The organism is Parabacteroides sp. (genome assembly GCF_977054455.1).
Genome location: NZ_CDRTCT010000020.1, coordinates 70,451 through 89,875, shown reverse-complemented (window position 1 = coordinate 89,875; position 19,425 = coordinate 70,451). Strand labels below are relative to the sequence as shown.

Below are 19,425 nucleotides of genomic sequence, written 5' to 3'. Positions count from 1 at the left end.
GCAACTTATTTAAGTCGTGCATAATAAACAGGCGTATGATCGGGCAACAGGTCCGGGTGGAATATATGCAGCAGGTCGGCCAGCACGACTTCCGGCTCGGTCGGCATGCTTTCGTAGAAGGGCGTATCTTTCATGTTGCAATAGATGATCCCTTTCTCCTTGAAGGCACGGAAATCGGCATAACGCGGGTCCTGCTCCTTCAACGCCCCATAGCTGAACGTGCCCAGATAGCTGTTCACGATGCGCCAGTAATCGGCTTCGTCACCCTGGTTATAGACCGTTTCGAAGTCGAGCGTCACACCTCCCGAACGTTTGTCGTCTTTCAGGAAATAGTCGGCCCCGGCATCCTTGAAAAGTTGGGCGAGGAAGCTTTCCCCTCCCACGGCATACCAGTTTCCGCCCCGCATCTCGCCGCTCAGCACGACCGGGCGTCTCTTCACTTTTCCTTCCGCCGTCAGTTCCTTCAACTCATTGTAGCGTGCCGCGATGGCGTCGAATGTCTCGTTCGCCTTTTGCTCCTGTCCCAACAGCAGGCCGACGAACTTCACCCATTCCGCCTGTCCCAACGGCGTCATCTCCTTATAGCCTAAATGCGGGATCAACGGGATCCCGACATCCTTCAAGGTCTCGTATCCGCCCCGTTTGAAAGGCGAGACAAGGATCAGGTCGGGGTTCATGCTCATGATCACCTCGTTGTCGAAATTCCCTTCTATACCGATCTTGGCAGTCTTCCCGCTCTTCAGGCGTTCGTTCATCTCCCGGTTGAACAGATGCCGGGTGCTGGTTACTCCCACGACCTTGTCCAGTTCGCCCATCTTGATAAAGTTGGACAACTGCAAGGATGTCATACAGATAACACTTCTGATGGGTGTCTCGATCACGGTGTACGATCCGGGGATGCCGGCAGGTTTCGTTCCTCTCCTGACAAGCGCATAATGGAAAGTCGTACTTTCCTCATTCTGCGGGTCCTGGATATCCAGCAAGACATATCCGTCCCGATAGGACAATTCGAAACCACGGGCATACTCCGGCACGATACGGACACCGGAAAACGCGCTTTCTTCCGTCGTCTCCACCTTGTCGGTCTGTTGATTGTTTTTGGTCGTACACGAGGATACGACACACAACGACATAAGCAGGCAACACCCTGCCAGGTATTTTTTCATATTCAATATTATTTTATTTCACCGGACAAGCCTTGTCCACCCCACGAGGACGAAACTCTTCCAAACCGAAACGGCAGGTCTTCTGACTTACTTCCATCCCGGACACCTTCCCGATCCCCCGATCAGTGGCATAGAGTATTGCCGGCATGTTTCCGAAGTTTCACAGCAGCGTGGTCTGTCCGGGATTTCCACCCGGTTCCCTTTTCATCCCTGTCCTGTAAGGAGGACAGGAAAACCTGTTTCAAGGGACAAATATAATAATATTACTTTTCATTCAAGAGAAAAATGACAGACAAATCCTTTTTTCTTACGAGCTGCCATTTGGAAAGTTGCGCGATTTTCCTCACTTTTGCGCACTAAATAAATCAAACGCACATGTCGTACCCTATCTGCTTCGTATCACTCGGTCCGGGAGACCCCGAACTGATCACCCTGAAAGGCTTGAAAAAACTTCGACAGGCCGATATCATCTATTGTCCCGCCACCATGAGCAAGAGCGGGCAACCCCTCTCCCGTGCGGCCCGTATCATCGAAGAACTGGAAATCGGGAAATCCGCGATCCGGCTCTTCACGCTCCCGATGAGCAAAGACCGTACCGAAGCCTGGAAAGTCTACGATGCCCTGTATGAGAAGGCCGTATCCGCCTGCGACGAAGGGAAAAAGGTGGTCATTGTGGCGGAAGGCGATGCCGGGTTCTATTCTTCCATACAATATATATACGACAAATTCAAGGAGAACCGCATCGAAGTGGAACGAACCGCCGGAATCCCCGCTTTCATTGCGGCAGGCGCCTTGGCCGGTTTGCATATCGTCAAACAGGAAGAACAGATCATCGTCATACCCGGAATGCTGACGGCGGAAGAATTGTCGGAAAAGATCAAGGCCGGCTACGTGATCGTCATCATGAAGTTGTCCCAATGCGTGGAGGCCGTCCATACCTGCATCCGGTTACATCCGGAAGCGAACTTCCACTATTTCGAGAATGTCGGGACCGGGAAAGAGTTCTATACCTCCGACCCGAAACAAATTCAGGGAAAAATATTCCCATACTTTTCCCTGATGATCATCCAATAACAGCTAAACCACCCGACCTTTTATTTTGTTATTATATAAAAATATATTTACTTTTGTTTTCCACTTAAACTTACATAAGACATGAAATCGGACATAGAAATTGCAAGAGAGGTCTCTCTGCGCAAGATAAAAGAAATCGCGACCGGATTAGGCATCCCGCGCGAAGAAGTTCAGAATTACGGCAGATACATCGCCAAAATACCTCTCCATCTGATCGACGAAGAGAAGATCAAACAACACAATCTGATCCTGGTTACGGCTATCACTCCTACGAAAGCGGGCATCGGCAAGACGACCGTTTCGATCGGACTGGCTTTGGGATTGAACAAGATCGGTAAAAAGGCGGTCGTCGCCTTGCGCGAACCATCACTGGGCCCGTGCTTCGGCATGAAGGGCGGAGCGGCCGGAGGCGGATACTCGCAGGTGTTGCCGATGGAGAACATCAACCTGCATTTTACAGGAGACTTCCATGCGGTTACTTCCGCCCACAATATGATCACGGCGTTGCTGGACAACTACATCTACCAGACGCGTAACACCTGCGAGGGCCTGAAAGAGATCAAATGGAAACGCGTGCTGGACGTGAACGACCGCAGCCTGCGCAACATCGTTTCCGGTCTGGGCGGATCGGCCAACGGCGTACCGACGGAGACAGGCTTCGACATCACGCCCGCATCGGAAATCATGGCGATCCTTTGCCTGGCTACGGATATCGAGGATTTGAAACGACGTGTCGGCAACATCCTGTTGGGATACACGAACGATGACAAGCCTTTCACCGTAAACGACCTGGGAGTGGCCGGAGCGATCACGGTATTGCTGAAAGACGCCCTCCTGCCCAACCTGGTGCAGACAACCGAGAACACGGCTGCCTTCGTGCACGGAGGCCCGTTCGCCAACATCGCACACGGCTGCAACTCCGTCCTGGCGACCAAGATGGCGCTGACGTATGGCGATTATGTCATTACGGAGGCCGGATTCGGCGCCGACTTAGGAGCTGAAAAGTTTTTCGACATCAAATGCCGCAAAGCCGGACTGGCACCGAAACTGACGGTTATCGTGGCGACGGCCCAGAGCTTGAAGCTGCATGGAGGCGTACCGGAAAACAGGATTAAGGAGTCTGACATCGAAGGTCTTAAAAACGGTTTCGAGAACCTGGACAAGCATGTCGAGAACATGAAACGTTTCGGCCAGGAAGTGATCGTGACCTTCAACAGGTATGCATCCGATACGGACGAAGAAATCGCCCTGGTGGCAGAACATTGCCGCGAGATAGGCGTAGGCTTCTGCATGAACAACGTATTCGCCGCCGGTGGCGAAGGAGGCGCCGAGCTGGCGAAACTGGTGGTCGACACGATCGAAAAGAAACCTTCCGCCCCGCTTACATACATCTACGAGGACGGCGAACCGATCCGCAGCAAGATCAAAAAGGTGTCCGAACAGATCTACGGGGCGGCCTCCGTTGTCTATACGACATTGGCGGACAAGAAAATCAAACAGATCGAAAGCCTCGGCATCTCCCACTACCCGATCTGCATCGCCAAGACGCAGTATTCGTTCTCTTCCGATCCGAAAGCTTACGGGGTGGCCAAGAATTTCGAGTTGAAAGTGCGCGACATCATCATCAACAACGGTGCGGAGATGATCGTTGTCATCATGGGTGAGATCATGCGTATGCCGGGACTGCCGAAAGACCCTCAGGCAAAACGCATCGACATCGAGAACGGCGTGATCGAAGGACTGAGCTAATCCATCGCAAGGACGCAGATGATTTTAGGGACGCGCGGATTACGCGTGTCCCCGTCTATCGAAGAACTTCTTAAAGAACATGATCTGGTAGTCGATCGAGTTCTTCCAATACTCCCCGTTATGCGATCCGGGACGGACCAGGAAATCATGGTCGATCTTATATTTCAGCAACTTCTTATGGAAGTCGTTATTCACTTCGAAAAAGAAATCGCTGTAACCGCAATCGAAGATGATAGCCAGTTCGCCGTTCCTGATGCGGTCGATCTGCATGATTGCCGTATGGCGGTTCCAGACCTCCTGGTTGTCGCTCTCGCTTCCGAGCTGCTTGCTCATCTCCCAGTTGTTGGGGAACGGCCGGATATCGACTCCGCCACTCGTACTGCCGGCTGCACCGAACACATCCTTATGACGGAAAGACAGCCACATGGCTCCGTGTCCGCCCATGCTCAACCCTGTGATGGCACGACCGGAACGGTCTTTCACCGTCGGATATTCGGAATCGATATATTTGACCAATTCGGAGGAGACGAATGTCTCATAACGGCAGGACGGATCCTTCGGGCTGTCCCAATACCAGCTGTTCTTGCCGTCGGGACAGACAAAGATCAGATCCTCGCGGTCGGCAATATCTTTCAACTCCGGCTTCATGGAAATCCAGGTTTTTGCATTCCCTCCATATCCGTGCAACAGGTAGACAACCGGTTTCGGCGCACGATTATTATCCGGAGAAACGACAACGACCCGGACCTTCTTCTTCATCGCCTCGCTATAAACATCCAACGTATCGACAACAGCTCCTCTCGCCGAAATGGCGATCCAAAGAAAAACCGCCGCAAACATCATCCATCTTATTTTCATATTTCTTTCACTTTTTATTAAATGACAGCAAATATATACAAAAAAACAATATGGATCAATCCTTTTGATATCCGTCGGTCAAGGTATGCATGAAAGCGACAATAGCCGCTTCTTCCTCCGGTGTGAGTCCGAGATTCCCCAATTCGTCGCGGTTGACGGTCTCCGCATATTCGGGGGCCGGATATTCTTCCACATCGCGCACATTATAGAAATGGACTATCTCCTCAAGTGTCTTGAAATAGCCGTTATGACCGTAAGGGGCCGTCAGGGCGATATTGCGCAACGTGGGTACCCGGAACTTGCCGAACTCGGTGCTGTCATGCAGGAAAGCCCCTAACCCCAGGTCCATCGTATCCCGTCCGACCGTGTTGTAGGGAGCGGGAACGCGGAAGAACGGGTTGTCCGGATTGGAAGGGATTCCGAGATTGTCGTAGGTATGGTCGGTAAACAGCACACGGCCGGCTCGTTCGTCGTTTTCCAGAATATGGCATTCGGCACAAAGGCCTTTCTCCTTAAACACTTCCAGTCCTTCCATCTCCTGTCCGGTAAGCCGGCATTTTCCTTCCAGGTAGGCATCGTATTTGGACGTGAAGGGGTTCACCTCGGCAGAGCGTTCATAAGTCGCCAATGCATCCAGTATATGGGCATAAAGGGAATCATCGGAGGCTGTCTCTCCATAAATACGCACAAAATCGGGATAATAGGCCGCACGCCTGACTTTCTGCGTAACCGCCCGGCTGTCCTTGTTTCCCATTTCCAACGGATTGACGAAGGGTTGTCCGGCTTGTTCTTCCAACGAGTTCACCCGGCCGTCCCAGAACAAGCCGCCGACATAGGTTTCTTCTTTTTCGTCATAATGCAAAGCCGGGACATACGCCACATACGAACAGCTCATGGAATTCCGGTTGCTGAACAAACCTTTCACGGCTCCTTCCGAAGTGATCCGTCCATATTTATCGGCAAAACCTTTCGCCGGTTCATGGCAGGTTCCACATGACTGTCCTGCCGGTTCCGATAGCGATTCGTCAAAAAAGAGTTGTTTCCCTACCAGTTCCTTATCGCTTAATTCCGTACAGGGACCCGGTTCGCATGCGGAGAGCAACCCTAATGTCCCTACCAATCCGGCAACTATTACTTTTATATACCCACAACTATTCATAACCATATTGCAATTTGTGGGACCAATGTACAAATAAATCTTACATTATACAAAAATCTTCTTTGCCGTGCAGGACAGGCCATATCCGCCAGAGGGTGGATATGCCTTTTTAATATGTCAAATCATACAATAACTCCCCTAAAAAGGGGAATATCCGTATTCTCCTATTATCCAAAACTTTATATTTTTACGAGTTTCTTAAAAAATATTACCCGCAAGTAAAATTTGAAATATATGGGGTATAAAACCAAATTTCATGCACTACTATTTCGATTCGGACCAACGGGTATTTTAGAAAACTATACAATAAGTCAGGAACTATCGGATACATAAAAAGCGACTGTCTGACAAGTCGCTTTCATCAATTACCAGAACTTATTATTCTCCTGGCTATACTCAAACCCTACGTTCTTCAGTTTCTGGACAAGCGTCTCTTTCTTGATATGCATATCGTCGCATAATTCGTCAAGAGAAGAATAATCGTCTCGCAGTTTCATATTGATAACGCTAAAGAGCATCATCGGATCTTCCGGAAGTGTCATAATTCATCATTTTTTAAAACCGGATGCAAAGGTAATGACTTATTCCATAATCTTCCCTTTCCGGTTCATAAAAACAAGCATCTCCGTCCGGTCATGCCTACCGTCAGTTCATCACTCGCGAAAACGTAAACAAGGATATCCTTTCCAAGTTTGAGAATGTCGTGAACGGCTATTTTCAAACCGACAAACCGCAAACGATCGGTCTGCCATCCGTACGTTACTGTACCGACCAGCTACATCTTTCCGCCAACTATTTAGGTGATCTGATAAAAAAGGAAACAGGCAAGTCCGCACAGGAGCATATCCAACTCCGGTTGATCGATATTGCCAAAGAAAAGATACTGGACACAAGCAAGACCGTCAGCGAAATCGCTTACGAACTGGGGTTCAAATATCCCCAGCATTTCACCCGCGTATTTAAGAAAAACGTAGGCTACACGCCTAATGAATACAGAGGAGTAAATTAAAACAAAAACCGGACGCGGAAAGGAGGTATGTCAAAACACCTCCTTTCTCTGCGTCCGGCTTATTTTAGCACTTAATGCTTAACTGACGTAATACGTCACGAATCTTTTCGAATGTGGTGATACGCGTCGGAACCAAAGGCAGGCGTAATTTGTTTTCGATGAAACCCATTGCGTTCAACATGCTCTTCGCTCCTGCCGGATTGCCATCGACAAAGAGCAAACTGAACAACTCGGTAAAGCTATGGTGGATCGTGCGGGCGCTGTCGTAGTCGCCTGCCAATGCCAGACGTACCATACGGCTGAACTCACGCGGGAAAGCATTGCCGATAACAGAAATCACACCGACGGCTCCCAATGTAATCAGCGGGAAAGTAATCCCGTCGTCGCCGGAGATGACACTGAAGTTGGCAGGTTTGTTCTTGATGATATCATCCATCTGGGTGATATTGCCGGATGCCTCTTTGACAGCAATGACATTCTTGAACTCACGGGCGATGCGAAGCGTCGTCTCGGCCGTCATGTTCACACCGGTACGTCCCGGTACGTTATATAAGACGATCGGCAACGCCGTCGCTTCGGCAATTGCTTTATAATGCTGGTAGATTCCTTCCTGGGAGGGTTTATTATAGTAAGGCACAACGGAGAGGATGGCATCTATACCATCGAAGTTATCGTTTTTCAACTTCTCGACAACCGAACGGGTACAATTTCCGCCTACTCCCAACACAATAGGGATACGTCCGTTTACCTTCGTTACTACTAAATCGATTATATTCTTCTTTTCTTCTTCTGTGAGTGTAGGAGTTTCAGCAGTGGTACCCAACACAACCAAATAATCGGTCCCGTTCTGCAACTGATAGTCTACAAGCCGGCCTAACGCCTCATAGTCTACACTTTCGTCTTCTTTAAAGGGAGTGATCAGCGCCACACCCATTCCTTTTAAGTTTATGTCTGCCATGGGAAAAATATTCCTTTTTTGTTATTTAGCACTGCAAAAATAAGGAATTTATATCATTTTGAGCGTATCGCCTGCAAATAAAATAATATATGTCCAAACAAATGCTTGATATCTTCACGCTCTGTTACAGAAATGGACAAATCATACAAATCGATATCGGGATGCTTCACTCCCACCTTGAATCCGCAAGGATGTTGTAGCATAAGGTATTGCACCGGGTAGCAGTCGGGCCGCGTAAGGTCGATCAGGATATCCGCCTCGATCGTCCTGAAACGGTTCAGGACGGCATCGGAAGGAACCAGCCAAGTGTTCACATCCTTCTTGGCATGAACCGGGATGTACGGGGCATCCGTTTCCGGCAGCGGATCGCCGGTTACATAGACACAAGCCTGCACCTTCTTGTTCTTCTTACGCAGGAGGTCCAGGCAAGGTTCAACAAGCTCGCGGTCGTTTGCCTGATAAAGGACCAGGATATGGCTTGCGTCTTCCAGCGCACAGAACTCATGCTTGCGGCCGGCAGCTCCGGAAGCCAAAGACTGCACTTTCTTTTTAATAAAATAATTCGTCAGTCTCATTCCGCTATCATATTTAAGAATTCGTCTTCGTTTATAATCTTCACCCCCAACTTGGCCGCCTTTTCGAGTTTGGCCGGTCCCATATTATCTCCCGCCAGGATATAATCGGTCTTGCCGGACACCGAGCCGCTGTTCTTTCCGCCGTGCTGCTCGATCATCGCTTTATATTCGTCACGGGAATGTTTGGCGAACGTCCCGCTGATGACAATGCTCAGCCCTTTCAGCTTCTCGGAACGGTTTGCCAGGACCTCTTCGGCAACGGACATCTGAAGGCCATATTCTTTCAGGCGGTTCACCAACGTCCGGTTGCGTTCGTCGGCAAAGTAATCGATTACGCTCCGGGCGATACGATCCCCGATTTCATCCACGGCGGTCAAATCTTCGAGAGTGGCCTGCTCCAACTGATCCATAGAATGAAAAGCGGAAACCAGGCGTTTTGCCACCGTTTCACCCACGAAGCGGATCCCCAACCCATACAGGACCCGTTCGAAAGGAACCTGTTTGGATTCTTCAAGGCTCGCCATCAGGTTGCGTGCGCTCTTCTCCGCCCAACGTTCCAAACGTAGCAGATCGGAGATTTCCAAGGCATAAAGATCAGCCGTGTCCTTGACATAACCGGCTTCATACAAATCTTCAACTGTTTCCGGTCCCATATTGATGTTCATGGCCCGGCGCGTAACGAAATGCTCGATCTTCCCCTTGATCTGGGGAGGACAGCCGGCTTCGTTCGGGCAGTAGTGGGCCGCTTCTCCTTCGGGACGTACCAGCGGTGTGCCGCATTCGGGACAGGAACGGATAAAACGCACTTTATCGCCTACCAGCAAACCGCGGGCTTCGACATCGACTCCGACAATCTTCGGAATGATCTCGCCGCCTTTCTCTACAAACACCCTATCGCCCAAGTGCAGATCGAGGCCTTCGATAATATCCGCATTATGCAAGGAGGCACGCTTCACGGTCGTCCCTGCCAGCAATACCGGTTCCAGATTGGCTACCGGAGTGACGGTGCCTGTCCGTCCGACCTGGAAAGAGACGGAATTCAGACGTGTCACCGCCCTTTCGGCCTGAAACTTATAGGCAATCGCCCAACGCGGGCTCTTGGCCGTGAATCCCAAATTCCGTTGTTGGCGCAATGAATTTACCTTCAACACGATCCCGTCCGTTGCGACCGGCAAGTTCTTCCGTTCGACATCCCAATAGGCGATATAGTCGTATATGTCTTGTAAGCTGTTGCACACACGGATCACATCCGGTATCTTGAAACCCCACGAACGGGCTGCCCCGAGGTTATCGAAATGCGTTTCAGCCGGCAACTCCGCTCCCAACAGATAATAGAAGTAAGCATCTAATTTACGCGCCGCCACGATAGCAGGATTCAGTTGCTTCAACGTACCGGAAGCGGCATTACGCGGGTTGGCGAAAAGAGGTTCCTCCTGTTCTTCACGCTCTTTGTTCAGACGGTCGAACTCCGCCCAGGGAAGCAGGATCTCCCCTCGTATTTCGAATTCCGCCGGATACCCTTCTCCCATCAACTTCAAAGGGACAGAGCGGATGGTCTTCACATTGGCCGTCACATCGTCGCCACGCGTCCCGTCGCCACGTGTCACGGCACGGACCAATCGCCCGTTCTCGTAAGTCAGGGAGATAGACGTCCCGTCATACTTCAACTCGGCAACAATCTCGAAAGGTTCGTTCAGGTCACGGGCGATCCGCTCGTAGAAATCCTTCACTTCATCCTCCGAATAGGTATTGCCCAACGAAAGCATCGGATATTTATGCACCACTTGTTCAAACTCTTTGGAAAGGTCGCTTCCCACCCGCTGGGTCGGCGAATGGGGATCGGCATATTCGGGATGCGCCTCTTCAAGAGTCTGCAACTCTTTCATCATCTCATCAAACTCACGGTCCGATATCGTCGGGGCCGAAAGCACATAATAGTTGTAATTATGTTGCTCCAACGCCTCACGAAGTGCTTTTATTTTATCTTTTGCCATCATTTCAGTTGAAACTTAAAAATTGAAAGCTGAAAAGAAAGATTCATAACTCCCGCCTTTCAACATTCAACTAATATATTAGTTCTACATTATCGATCCACATTGTATTGCCCGGCGAACCAATATAAGCACCGCCGTGGCTGGAAGTGAATTGCAAGATCAGATGGGTCGGCAATTCGCCTTTATCGGCCCAACCTACTTCCTGGATAGGGACACTTTTGCCCTGGCTGTTCAAGGCATAGCGTTCTTCCACCTGAATCCGCATATAGGGCTTATACTCCGGATGCTTCGATATATCGCCATACAGGATCGGATAGGTCGCATCGTTCACCCAGCTGTTGCTGGATTCCGTGTACCGTTGCACCATTGTCCCGACACGCTTGGCATATATGTTTCCGTCTTCATCCTCCCAACGTTTCTGAAGGAAAAGGATAGCAGCGATCGAATCTTGTCCGGCAACCGTCGATTTGCGGCTGAAGCCGGTACTCCGGATACGGTTCTTTTCGGGAGCCAGCTTCACCTTATAGTCATAGCGCAACGCTTTCGGCTTCTTGGTAAACGCCACTCCGCTGTTCAACATGGCCTGCGGGTTCTTGGTTCCTTTGATCGGTTCGTGCACCGTCCCGAGAAAAACGGAACCGGCGGCTACCACCTCGATATCCACCAGGCCGAAAACCTTCACGCTTTCCATCCGCGTCTCCAGGCGCGCACACCAACCGTCGTCACGCCTCTCCGGAAAGACAGATGTATTGGTCTTCACTACGCCTGCCACCTTTGCCATCACATTGGAATTCGCCCACGGCGAACCGCCCCGGTTCTTATAGGCCGTATTGCCGACGATCGTATCTGTCGGACCCAGTTCATAGAGGAGCTTCGTATTTCCTCCGATGATGCCGGATTCATGTATCTCGCGAACCACCCACTGGTCCATATCGCCAAAACTGAACGGCACCACGTGCTCTTGGGAATTGACAATTGACAATTGATAATTGACAATTCCCAAGAGCAGGAATATTTTTGCTTTTCGTTTCATTTCAAATACTATTTTTTTCAATTACCGCTTCCGGAGCCGCAGGAAGCCAGCGGCACAAGAAACGCATGCAGCCCGAACCGCCGGCTCCCGGCAATCCCGGAAGCGCATGAATCCGTCTCTGCCGGCTCACGGCAATCCCGGATTCACATGCAGCTGGCTTCGCTGGCTTCCGGCAGCCTTAGCTTCACGTGAATCTTCCTTTGCCGGGAGCCAGCGAAGCCAGCTGCAACGATTCCGCCTATAAAGAATATCCCCAGGCGTCGAGAGCCATTCCCCAATTATCTTCCACAAGCTGTACGGTGCGGTCGTCATACTTGTATTGGTTCTTTTTGTAGCCCTTCTTCTTTCCGAGATATTTCTCGATTTCTGCTTTAGACTCTTCAAAGCCGGGGAGGTTTAATTTCCGATATATATCCTCCGTCATGTCGAAAGCATTCTGCTCGAAATCCTCAAACTTCACTTCAATCAGGTTCCCTTCGGGTATCAGGTGCTTTTGCTCTTCATATTTAAAGAACAAACGACGATACACTTCGATAAAATTACTTTCGATCTGCTCGTTGGAGATGTCCTGCAAGCGGAGCGGTTGAATCGTATTGGTGAAGAAGCTTCGCGTACTCTCGAACACGGTGTAGGGATTCCGTTTCAGATAGATAAATTTAGCATTCGGAAACATTTCTACCAATGTCTTCACACGTCCCGTATGAGGCGGGTTCTTGCTCAGGAACTGGGTCCCTTTCGTATTCCAGAGGGAAATCTTAATGAGTTTGAGGAATGTTTCCTTAAACACTTCCCGCTCATGTTCGCTGATATTGTCGAAAAGCAGATAGCGGTCGCAATATTCGAGCATATGCTTCGGGAAGAACCAGAAATTATAATAGGTATAAGGCATCATATTTGCCAGGGCAAATTCCTCTTCCTGGGGAAGATCCACCTTCAATTCCATATTATCGGTCGGACGCTTGTCGGGCATCAGGAACGCCATGTTCTTCTTGAAGAAAGGCTGTCCCCAGAGCATCAGGTTCGGGAATACGGTCTGATAGGTCGTATTGTAGCCGAAATGCTTGTCGCACGAGAAGACATTGTGCATGAAAGTCGTCCCGCTCCGCCAATGTCCGAGGATGAACACCGGGTCCATCTCCAACGGCTTGTCCGCAATCTTGCGGTAACGCGCATCTTCGAACGGTTGCAACAGGCTGAGCAGGCGGCAAACGGATTTCGTCAGGAAATATTTATTACGAAACCCTTTGTCGATCGTTTTATTGGCCGTTACCGCCTTGAACGTTTTCCAGTCGGCACCCACTAATGTATTGATCGGTAGTTTGTCAAATTCCAGTAATCCCATACCTTATTTATTATCTGTTATACATTTCACGGGAACACCTTGCCGTTCGAGTTCTTTACAAACGGCACGGATGGCCTCATAGTGCTCGGCTCCGATGCCCAATTCCGGCAGGTTCAGCACGGCCAATGCATCTTCCGTCACCATATCGCGGGCATCCACCCGGTCGATAATCATGCCGACCGCCGATGTGTTGTTCGTGATCGGGTCGATCAGGATAAAGGCGCCTGTCTGTTTGTTTTTCTGATACGGATCGAAAAACAGTTCCTTTCCGGTCGTGAAGACCACGCGGGCGATCTCGTTCAGCTTCATCGGCAACGTTTCCTTTGTCAGTTGTCCATTGTCAATGGATAGCTGTTCCATCGTATTGACATTGACCTTGTAGCGGATGCTATCCACGCGGGCACGTGTCAGATTGGTGGTATGCTTGATGTAGAACTGCTTGTTTACGTCCATCGGCTCTTCGTCCATCCAGACCAACATGGCTTCGAAGTTACGATCCGCCACCGGCAGGTTATCCGGATGCACCAGCATTTCACCCCGTGAGACGTCGATCTCGTCCTCAAGCGTGATCGTGATGCACTGGGGAGGGAAAGCGCATTCCAGCTCTCCGTCGTAGGTCACGATGCTCTTTACTTTGGAAGTCTTTCCGGAAGGCAAAGCCATTACCGTATCGCCCTTGCGGACAATACCGCTGGCCACTTTTCCGCAAAAGCCACGGAAATCCAGGTTCGGACGCAAGACATATTGTACCGGATAGCGAAAGTCCTCGAAGTTACGGTCCTGGTCGATGGGCACCGTTTCGAGGAAGTCCAGCAACGACAGGCCTTCATACCAGGGGGTACGGTCGCTCTTTTCCACCACATTGTCGCCATCCAGGGCGGAAAGCGGGATATAGGTGATGTCCGGGACATTCAGCGGAGCGACAAACTTCTTATAATCGGAAACGATCTTATCGAAAACAGTCTTGTCGAAATCAACCAGGTCCATCTTGTTAACCGCCAGCACCACATGCTTGATCCCTAACAACGAAACCAGATACGTATGGCGGCGAGTCTGCGTAATCACTCCCGTACGGGCATCCACCAGGATGATCGCGAGGTTGGCGGTCGAACCGCCGGTGATCATATTACGCGTATACTGTTCGTGTCCCGGAGTGTCGGCTATGATAAACTTACGGTTATTCGTACTGAAGTAGCGGTAGGCCACATCGATCGTGATCCCTTGTTCGCGTTCGGCTTTCAGGCCGTCCAGCAACAAGGCGTAGTCGATATGGTCACCGGCATTCCCCATACGCTTGCTATCGCGTTCGAGGGCATCCAGTTGGTCTTCGTAAATCTTCTTACTATCAAACAACAAACGGCCGATCAGCGTCGATTTACCATCATCCACCGACCCGGCAGTCAGAAAGCGGAGTAAGTCTTTCTGCTCGTCTTTATCTAAGAACTCCTTTATATTTAATGTTGCCATAATGTTAATTGAAAATTGAAAGTTGAAAATTGAAAATTATGCTTGCACCCGATAATTTTCAATTTTCAATTCTCAATTATGAATTTAAAAGTATCCCTCTCTCTTTTTCTGTTCCATACTTGCATCCTGGTCGAAGTCGATCACACGGGTCGTACGTTCGCTCTTGGTTGTCGTCATCATCTCTTCGACGATCTTTTCAATCGTGTCGGCATTGCTTTCCACCGCACCTGTGAGCGGCCAACAACCTAACGTACGGAAACGTACCATACGCATCTTGACCTGGTCGCGATATTGATCCGGCAAACGGTCGTCGTCCGCCATGATCAGGTTTCCGTCGATCTCGACACACGGGCGTTCTTTGGCGAAATACAGAGGTACGATCGGAATGTTTTCCAAGCGGATATATTGCCAGATATCCAGTTCCGTCCAGTTGGAGAGCGGGAACACACGGATGCTCTCTCCTTTATGCACGCGCGCATTGTAGATATCCCACAATTCCGGACGTTGGTTCTTCGGGTCCCACTGGTGGAACTTGTCGCGGAAAGAATAGATACGTTCTTTCGCGCGACTCTTCTCTTCATCACGGCGGGCTCCCCCGAAGGCGGCATCGAACTTATATTTGTCGAGCGAACGCAACAACGCCTGTGTCTTCATCAGGTCCGTATGCACCTTGCTACCATGCGTGAAAGGGCCTACGCCCGCATGAAAAGCTTCCATATTGGACTCCACGATCAGGTTCCATCCGAATTTCTTCGCATAGTCATCACGGAACTGAATCATTTCCTTAAACTTCCACTTCGAATCGATGTGCATCAAAGGGAAAGGGACTTTCCCCGGAGAAAAAGCCTTCTCAGCCAGGCGAACCATGACGGACGAGTCTTTTCCGATGGAATAAAGCATAACAGGATTCTCAAACTCGGCAGCCACCTCCCGGATGATATGGATAGACTCTGCTTCCAACTCCTGCAAATGGCTTAATTTATAATCTGACATTGTATATAATTTAATGTTATTATTCTTATCTTTCGATTACATTTCCGTTCCATGAGCATGAAACTATGTTTTCCCGCTCATGAAACTATGTTTTCCCTCCCTTGAAACTATAGTTCCTTGCCGCCGGAAACCCTCGGCAATATAAGTCCAAGCAAACGGCTTACGGATTCCTCCGGGCTCAACACGGAAGTGTCCAACGTCAAGTCCGGATGTACAGGAGCCTCAAACGGGGCGGAGACACCCGTGAAATCCTTGATCTCTCCCCGGCGTGCTTTCGCATACAGTCCTTTGACGTCGCGCCGCTCGCACTCTTCGATCGGTGTGCTGACATATATTTCCAGGAAATTCTCTTTCCCGATAATGGAAGCCGCCATTTCCCTCAAATCGTTATTCGGGCTGATAAAAGCCGCTATAGTGATAACCCCTGTATCGATAAAGAGTTTACTTACTTCGGCAATGCGGCGGATATTCTCCACCCGGTCTTCGGCCGAAAAGCCCAGGTTGTTGTTGATCCCGCTACGGATATTATCGCCGTCCAGGATGCGGCACAACAGACCGCGTTTGTGCAACTCGCGCTCAAGCGCTATCGCCACCGTGCTCTTCCCGGACCCGCTCAGGCCGGTAAACCACACCATCACACTGCGTTGTCTCAACAAACGCTCTTTATCCTCCCTCGTCATCATCCTATCGAAAATAGGATAGATATGAGTATTTTGCTTTTCTTCCATTTTCAACTATTTAGAATTTCCAGATCATCGGTATCACGAATACCGAGATCAAAAAAGTGATCAAGTTAAGAGGTAAACCGATTTTCACGAAGTCCGTGAACTTATAACTGCCGATACCTTGCACGATCAGATTGGTCTGATAGCCGATCGGCGTACTGAAGCTGGCAGATGCCGCCATACAGATCACCACAAAGAATGGAGTCGGATCCACACCCAACTGGGTAGCGACCGACAAGGCGATCGGGAAACTGAGCGCCGCAGCCGCATTGTTCGTGATCAGCTCCGTGAAGATATTGGTGATGATAAAAAGGATTGCCAAGAGGGCATACGGGCCGATATTATGCGCCATACCGATGATATGGCGGGCTATCAAAGCCGCAAAGCCTGAATTTTCCATCGCCTTGCTGATCGCGAAGGCACAGGCGATCGTGATCAGAATATCCCAGGATATATATTTGGTATATTTCTTCGGAGGGAAAATCTTGGTCCACGCCATAATGATAGTCGTGATACAGACAAAGAAGAACATGTCCAGACGTATCTCCGGGAAAGCCTCTTTCACGGCAGGCAATTCCCCTACCGTGGCGCCTACGATCATAAAGATCAGCAAGCCCAACGCCAGCCAGCGTTTCTTGCGCGAAACCGGTTCCGTTCCGTCCGTACCGTTGGCAAGCAAAAGGAAGACACTGGATTCGCCCCATGTCGGCACGAACGTATCGTCCGCCCAAAGGACCAGCGTGTCCCCTTCGTGCAACGTCACCTTATCGAGATCGCGGGTAAACCGTTGTCCTCCGCTTTTTACTTCTTTCACGATCGCACCGTAATGGCGGGTAAAGTTGAACTCGCCCAGCGTCTTGTTGATACCCGGAAAACGGGAGCCCAGCACCGCTTCCACCCGGTGCAGGTTGCCGGGATTGCCTTCCTCCTCTTCTTCCTCATAACGATCCGCACGCGAATCGGGTAGCAGTTTGTTGGAGAAGGCGAACAGGTAAATGATACCGGCCAGCGCGATAAAGATGCCGACCTTTCCGAGTTCGAACATCGTGAAACCTTCATATCCGGCTTCCAGGATCATCCCGTGCACAACCAGGTTGGTCGACGTGCCGATCAGGGTACAGATACCGCCCAGGATCGTCACATATGAAAGAGGGATCAGGAATTTCGTTGCCGGCAGCTTGACCGATTCCGCCCAACGCTTGATGATAGGGGCGAAAATAACGACAACAGGCGTGTTGTTCAGAAAAGCGGAGATAAAAGCGATAGGCGGCAGCATTCGGAACTGCGCCTTGAAAACGGTTGTTTTTCCTTCCGGCAACAGCTTCTTTATAAGTTGCCCCAATGCTCCGCTCTGGCGAATGCCCTCGCTTACCAGAAAGAGCATTCCGACGGTTATCATCCCTTTATTGCTAAAGCCTTCGAGCATTTCCTTCGGCGTCAGTATTCCTACACAGAGGAATAGCACTACAACCGTGAGCAATACCATTCCGGGCCTCAGCCCATCCCATATCAACGCCCCTATCATGCCGACCAACGCCAGCAATACAAATATTATTTCAAAGTTCATGCCTACTTAGTCTGTAAGTATAAGTTTTTCAGATAAGGTGCAAATGTAATAAGAATATTAAATCTAATCTCATTACGATAACCTATTTTAGGGATTATCTTGCTTACAGACCAAAAGTTTCAGCAAACGGAACAAACATACGTCAGAGCGGTCTGACAATGAACCACGGATTATGAAGGTCTTCCTTATTATACTTTAAAGGTGTTTTCCCGTCGATATGATAAACATCGCATCCGGCGGCCCGCGCTATCGCATGCCCGGCGGCGGTATCCCACTCCATCGTCGGAGCAAAACGGGGATAGACATCGGCCGTTCCTTCCGCTACCAGACAGATCTTCAAGCTGCTGCCGCTACTGATCAGGGTAACCGGCTGTCCCTGCTTACGAAGATTCTCGATAAAAGCTGTCGTCTCTTCCGTCTGGTGCGAACGCGAAGCGACCACGACAATGCCCTGGTGTCCCATCGACATAGGCAGGCGGGCTGCTTTCTCCCGTATCTCGTCCATCGAAGGCTGATATCCGCTGTCTATCCCGGCCAGCTTGAAAGCTCCCACAGAGTCAGCCGCGAAATACAACTCTTTCCGTACCGGGACATAGATCACGCCTAACACCGGAACTCCTTCTTTCACCAGGGCGATATTAACCGTAAATTCGCCGTTCTTCTTGATAAATTCTTTCGTCCCGTCCAGCGGGTCCACGATCCAGAGCATATCCCAGGCAGAGCGTTCGGCAAAAGGAATTTCCTTCCCTTCCTCGCTCAGCACGGGAAACGGTGTCACGGATAGCGCCATCGAAATAATCTGATGGGCTTTCTTGTCTGCTTTCGTCAAAGGGGAATGATCGGCTTTCCGTTCGATACCGAAATCTGAGTCCGGATCGGTATAAATATCCATGATAGCTTTGCCTGCATCGAGGGCGGCGCGTGTAGCTATATACAGGTAATTTGCATAATTGTTCATCATCACTTGCATCTTTTAGTGTGTTAATATACAAATGTAAATATTTTCCTTCAATAATCCGATGAATTTTCCGAATATATCACCGTTTTACCCAATTTTGCAAGTCTATATTATCCAAACGAGAAAGATGTTTGATATTTTCTGTAACAAGCGTATAGCCCATTGCTACTGCCGATGCACCGATATAAAGATCGGTATCTTCTATCAATGCCCCTAATTTGCGTAACCGGTATTTCTGACGACAAAATTCGTCAATGCAAATACTAAAAGGAAGGATATCGATATCATCCAAAAAAGATGTTACTACCCTCCTATTCTTTTGCGGGTTGCTACTACATTCCGCTCCATAATATAATTCAACAACTGTCAACTCCGTAATATGACAATTACGCCAACCAACTTCAGCTATTGCACGAACCACTTCTTCACGATTATGCAACAAATGTATGCAAATATTACTATCAAGAATATATTGTGAAGCCATATATCAGAATTTCAAAGGTTCACGAATCGAGGTGTTTTCCCGGATTTTACTCATCAGATCATCCACCGATTCATCATCGCTCCATGTTCCAGCGTGTTTTTTCAACATTTGTTCCGTATATTTCTTTTCATCAATCACATCCATTTCAGATTTCAACAAACTATCAGTCAACAATTTGATCACATGCAATTTCATTTTATCACTCATTGACAACAATAAACGCACGAAATCACCTGAAAGGTTAGAAGAAAATTTGATTGTTGTATCCATATATTTATTTTTTGAGCTTTTCACAAAGATACAGAGAATTATCC

Annotated in this window: 18 protein-coding genes, 1 pseudogene and 1 riboswitch; of the genes and pseudogenes, 3 read left to right on the top strand and 16 right to left on the bottom strand. The window is 49.4% G+C overall.

Going from position 1 to position 19,425, the window contains the following annotated elements:
* Positions 1-5: 5 nt before the first annotated feature.
* Positions 6-1,166, bottom strand: coding sequence for an ABC transporter substrate-binding protein (locus ACW6QF_RS11610; protein ID WP_456087944.1), 1,161 nt, complete (start codon positions 1,164-1,166; stop codon positions 6-8).
* 55 nt (positions 1,167-1,221) lie between these two features.
* Positions 1,222-1,422, bottom strand: a riboswitch (cobalamin riboswitch).
* 119 nt (positions 1,423-1,541) lie between these two features.
* Between ACW6QF_RS11610 and ACW6QF_RS11605 the strand changes: the two genes are divergently transcribed.
* Entirely contained in the window at positions 1,542-2,240 is a 699-nt protein-coding gene (locus tag ACW6QF_RS11605; RefSeq protein WP_298554382.1) for a precorrin-2 C(20)-methyltransferase, read from the top strand.
* An 81-nt stretch (positions 2,241-2,321) separates the two neighbouring features.
* Entirely contained in the window at positions 2,322-3,989 is a 1,668-nt protein-coding gene (locus ACW6QF_RS11600; protein ID WP_456087943.1) for a formate--tetrahydrofolate ligase, read from the top strand.
* 39 nt (positions 3,990-4,028) lie between these two features.
* On the opposite strand, the gene ACW6QF_RS11595 is transcribed toward ACW6QF_RS11600, so the two are convergent.
* From ACW6QF_RS11595 to ACW6QF_RS11585, 3 genes are all read right to left on the bottom strand, one after another.
* On the bottom strand, positions 4,029-4,847 hold the full coding sequence (locus ACW6QF_RS11595) for an alpha/beta hydrolase (RefSeq protein WP_456087942.1): 819 nt from the start codon (positions 4,845-4,847) through the stop codon (positions 4,029-4,031).
* A 55-nt stretch (positions 4,848-4,902) separates the two neighbouring features.
* Positions 4,903-6,006, bottom strand: a complete 1,104-nt coding sequence (locus ACW6QF_RS11590) for a cytochrome-c peroxidase (protein ID WP_298554391.1) — start codon at positions 6,004-6,006, stop codon at positions 4,903-4,905.
* 365 nt (positions 6,007-6,371) lie between these two features.
* Positions 6,372-6,548 carry a DUF4250 domain-containing protein gene (locus ACW6QF_RS11585; protein WP_298554394.1) on the bottom strand — a complete coding sequence of 59 codons (177 nt, stop codon included), beginning with the start codon at positions 6,546-6,548 and terminating at the stop codon, positions 6,372-6,374.
* Between the two features lie 101 nt (positions 6,549-6,649).
* Here ACW6QF_RS11585 and ACW6QF_RS11580 point away from each other — a divergent pair.
* Positions 6,650-7,015: pseudogene (locus ACW6QF_RS11580) on the top strand (helix-turn-helix domain-containing protein); the annotation flags it as partial.
* Between the two features lie 64 nt (positions 7,016-7,079).
* Here ACW6QF_RS11580 and dapA read toward each other — a convergent pair.
* From dapA to ACW6QF_RS11520, 12 genes are all read right to left on the bottom strand, one after another.
* Positions 7,080-7,973: a 4-hydroxy-tetrahydrodipicolinate synthase gene (gene dapA / locus ACW6QF_RS11575; protein ID WP_298554400.1), complete on the bottom strand. Its 894-nt coding sequence runs from the start codon at positions 7,971-7,973 to the stop codon at positions 7,080-7,082.
* Between the two features lie 53 nt (positions 7,974-8,026).
* Positions 8,027-8,548: a DUF6913 domain-containing protein gene (locus ACW6QF_RS11570; protein WP_456087941.1), complete on the bottom strand. Its 522-nt coding sequence runs from the start codon at positions 8,546-8,548 to the stop codon at positions 8,027-8,029.
* Positions 8,545-10,542: an NAD-dependent DNA ligase LigA gene (gene ligA, locus ACW6QF_RS11565; RefSeq protein WP_456087955.1), complete on the bottom strand. Its 1,998-nt coding sequence runs from the start codon at positions 10,540-10,542 to the stop codon at positions 8,545-8,547. Before ligA ends, ACW6QF_RS11570 begins: the two co-directional genes overlap by 4 nt.
* A 70-nt stretch (positions 10,543-10,612) precedes the next feature.
* Positions 10,613-11,575, bottom strand: coding sequence for a PCMD domain-containing protein (locus ACW6QF_RS11560; protein ID WP_456087940.1), 963 nt, complete (start codon positions 11,573-11,575; stop codon positions 10,613-10,615).
* 238 nt (positions 11,576-11,813) lie between these two features.
* A complete protein-coding gene (locus tag ACW6QF_RS11555; RefSeq protein WP_298554412.1) occupies positions 11,814-12,917 on the bottom strand; it encodes a sulfotransferase family protein in 1,104 nt (367 codons plus the stop codon).
* 3 nt (positions 12,918-12,920) lie between these two features.
* Positions 12,921-14,384 carry a sulfate adenylyltransferase subunit CysN gene (cysN, locus tag ACW6QF_RS11550; protein WP_456087939.1) on the bottom strand — a complete coding sequence of 488 codons (1,464 nt, stop codon included), beginning with the start codon at positions 14,382-14,384 and terminating at the stop codon, positions 12,921-12,923.
* Between the two features lie 84 nt (positions 14,385-14,468).
* Positions 14,469-15,377, bottom strand: coding sequence for a sulfate adenylyltransferase subunit CysD (gene cysD, locus ACW6QF_RS11545; RefSeq protein ID WP_456087938.1), 909 nt, complete (start codon positions 15,375-15,377; stop codon positions 14,469-14,471).
* A 107-nt stretch (positions 15,378-15,484) separates the two neighbouring features.
* Positions 15,485-16,105: an adenylyl-sulfate kinase gene (gene cysC, locus ACW6QF_RS11540; protein ID WP_456087937.1), complete on the bottom strand. Its 621-nt coding sequence runs from the start codon at positions 16,103-16,105 to the stop codon at positions 15,485-15,487.
* A 10-nt stretch (positions 16,106-16,115) separates the two neighbouring features.
* A complete protein-coding gene (locus tag ACW6QF_RS11535) occupies positions 16,116-17,669 on the bottom strand; it encodes an SLC13 family permease (protein ID WP_456087936.1) in 1,554 nt (517 codons plus the stop codon).
* Between the two features lie 142 nt (positions 17,670-17,811).
* Positions 17,812-18,627: a 3'(2'),5'-bisphosphate nucleotidase CysQ gene (cysQ, locus tag ACW6QF_RS11530; RefSeq protein ID WP_298554626.1), complete on the bottom strand. Its 816-nt coding sequence runs from the start codon at positions 18,625-18,627 to the stop codon at positions 17,812-17,814.
* Between the two features lie 79 nt (positions 18,628-18,706).
* Positions 18,707-19,111, bottom strand: coding sequence for a PIN domain-containing protein (locus ACW6QF_RS11525; RefSeq protein ID WP_456087935.1), 405 nt, complete (start codon positions 19,109-19,111; stop codon positions 18,707-18,709).
* Between the two features lie 3 nt (positions 19,112-19,114).
* Positions 19,115-19,381, bottom strand: a complete 267-nt coding sequence (locus ACW6QF_RS11520; RefSeq protein WP_456087934.1) for a hypothetical protein — start codon at positions 19,379-19,381, stop codon at positions 19,115-19,117.
* Between the last annotated feature and the right edge of the window lie 44 nt (positions 19,382-19,425).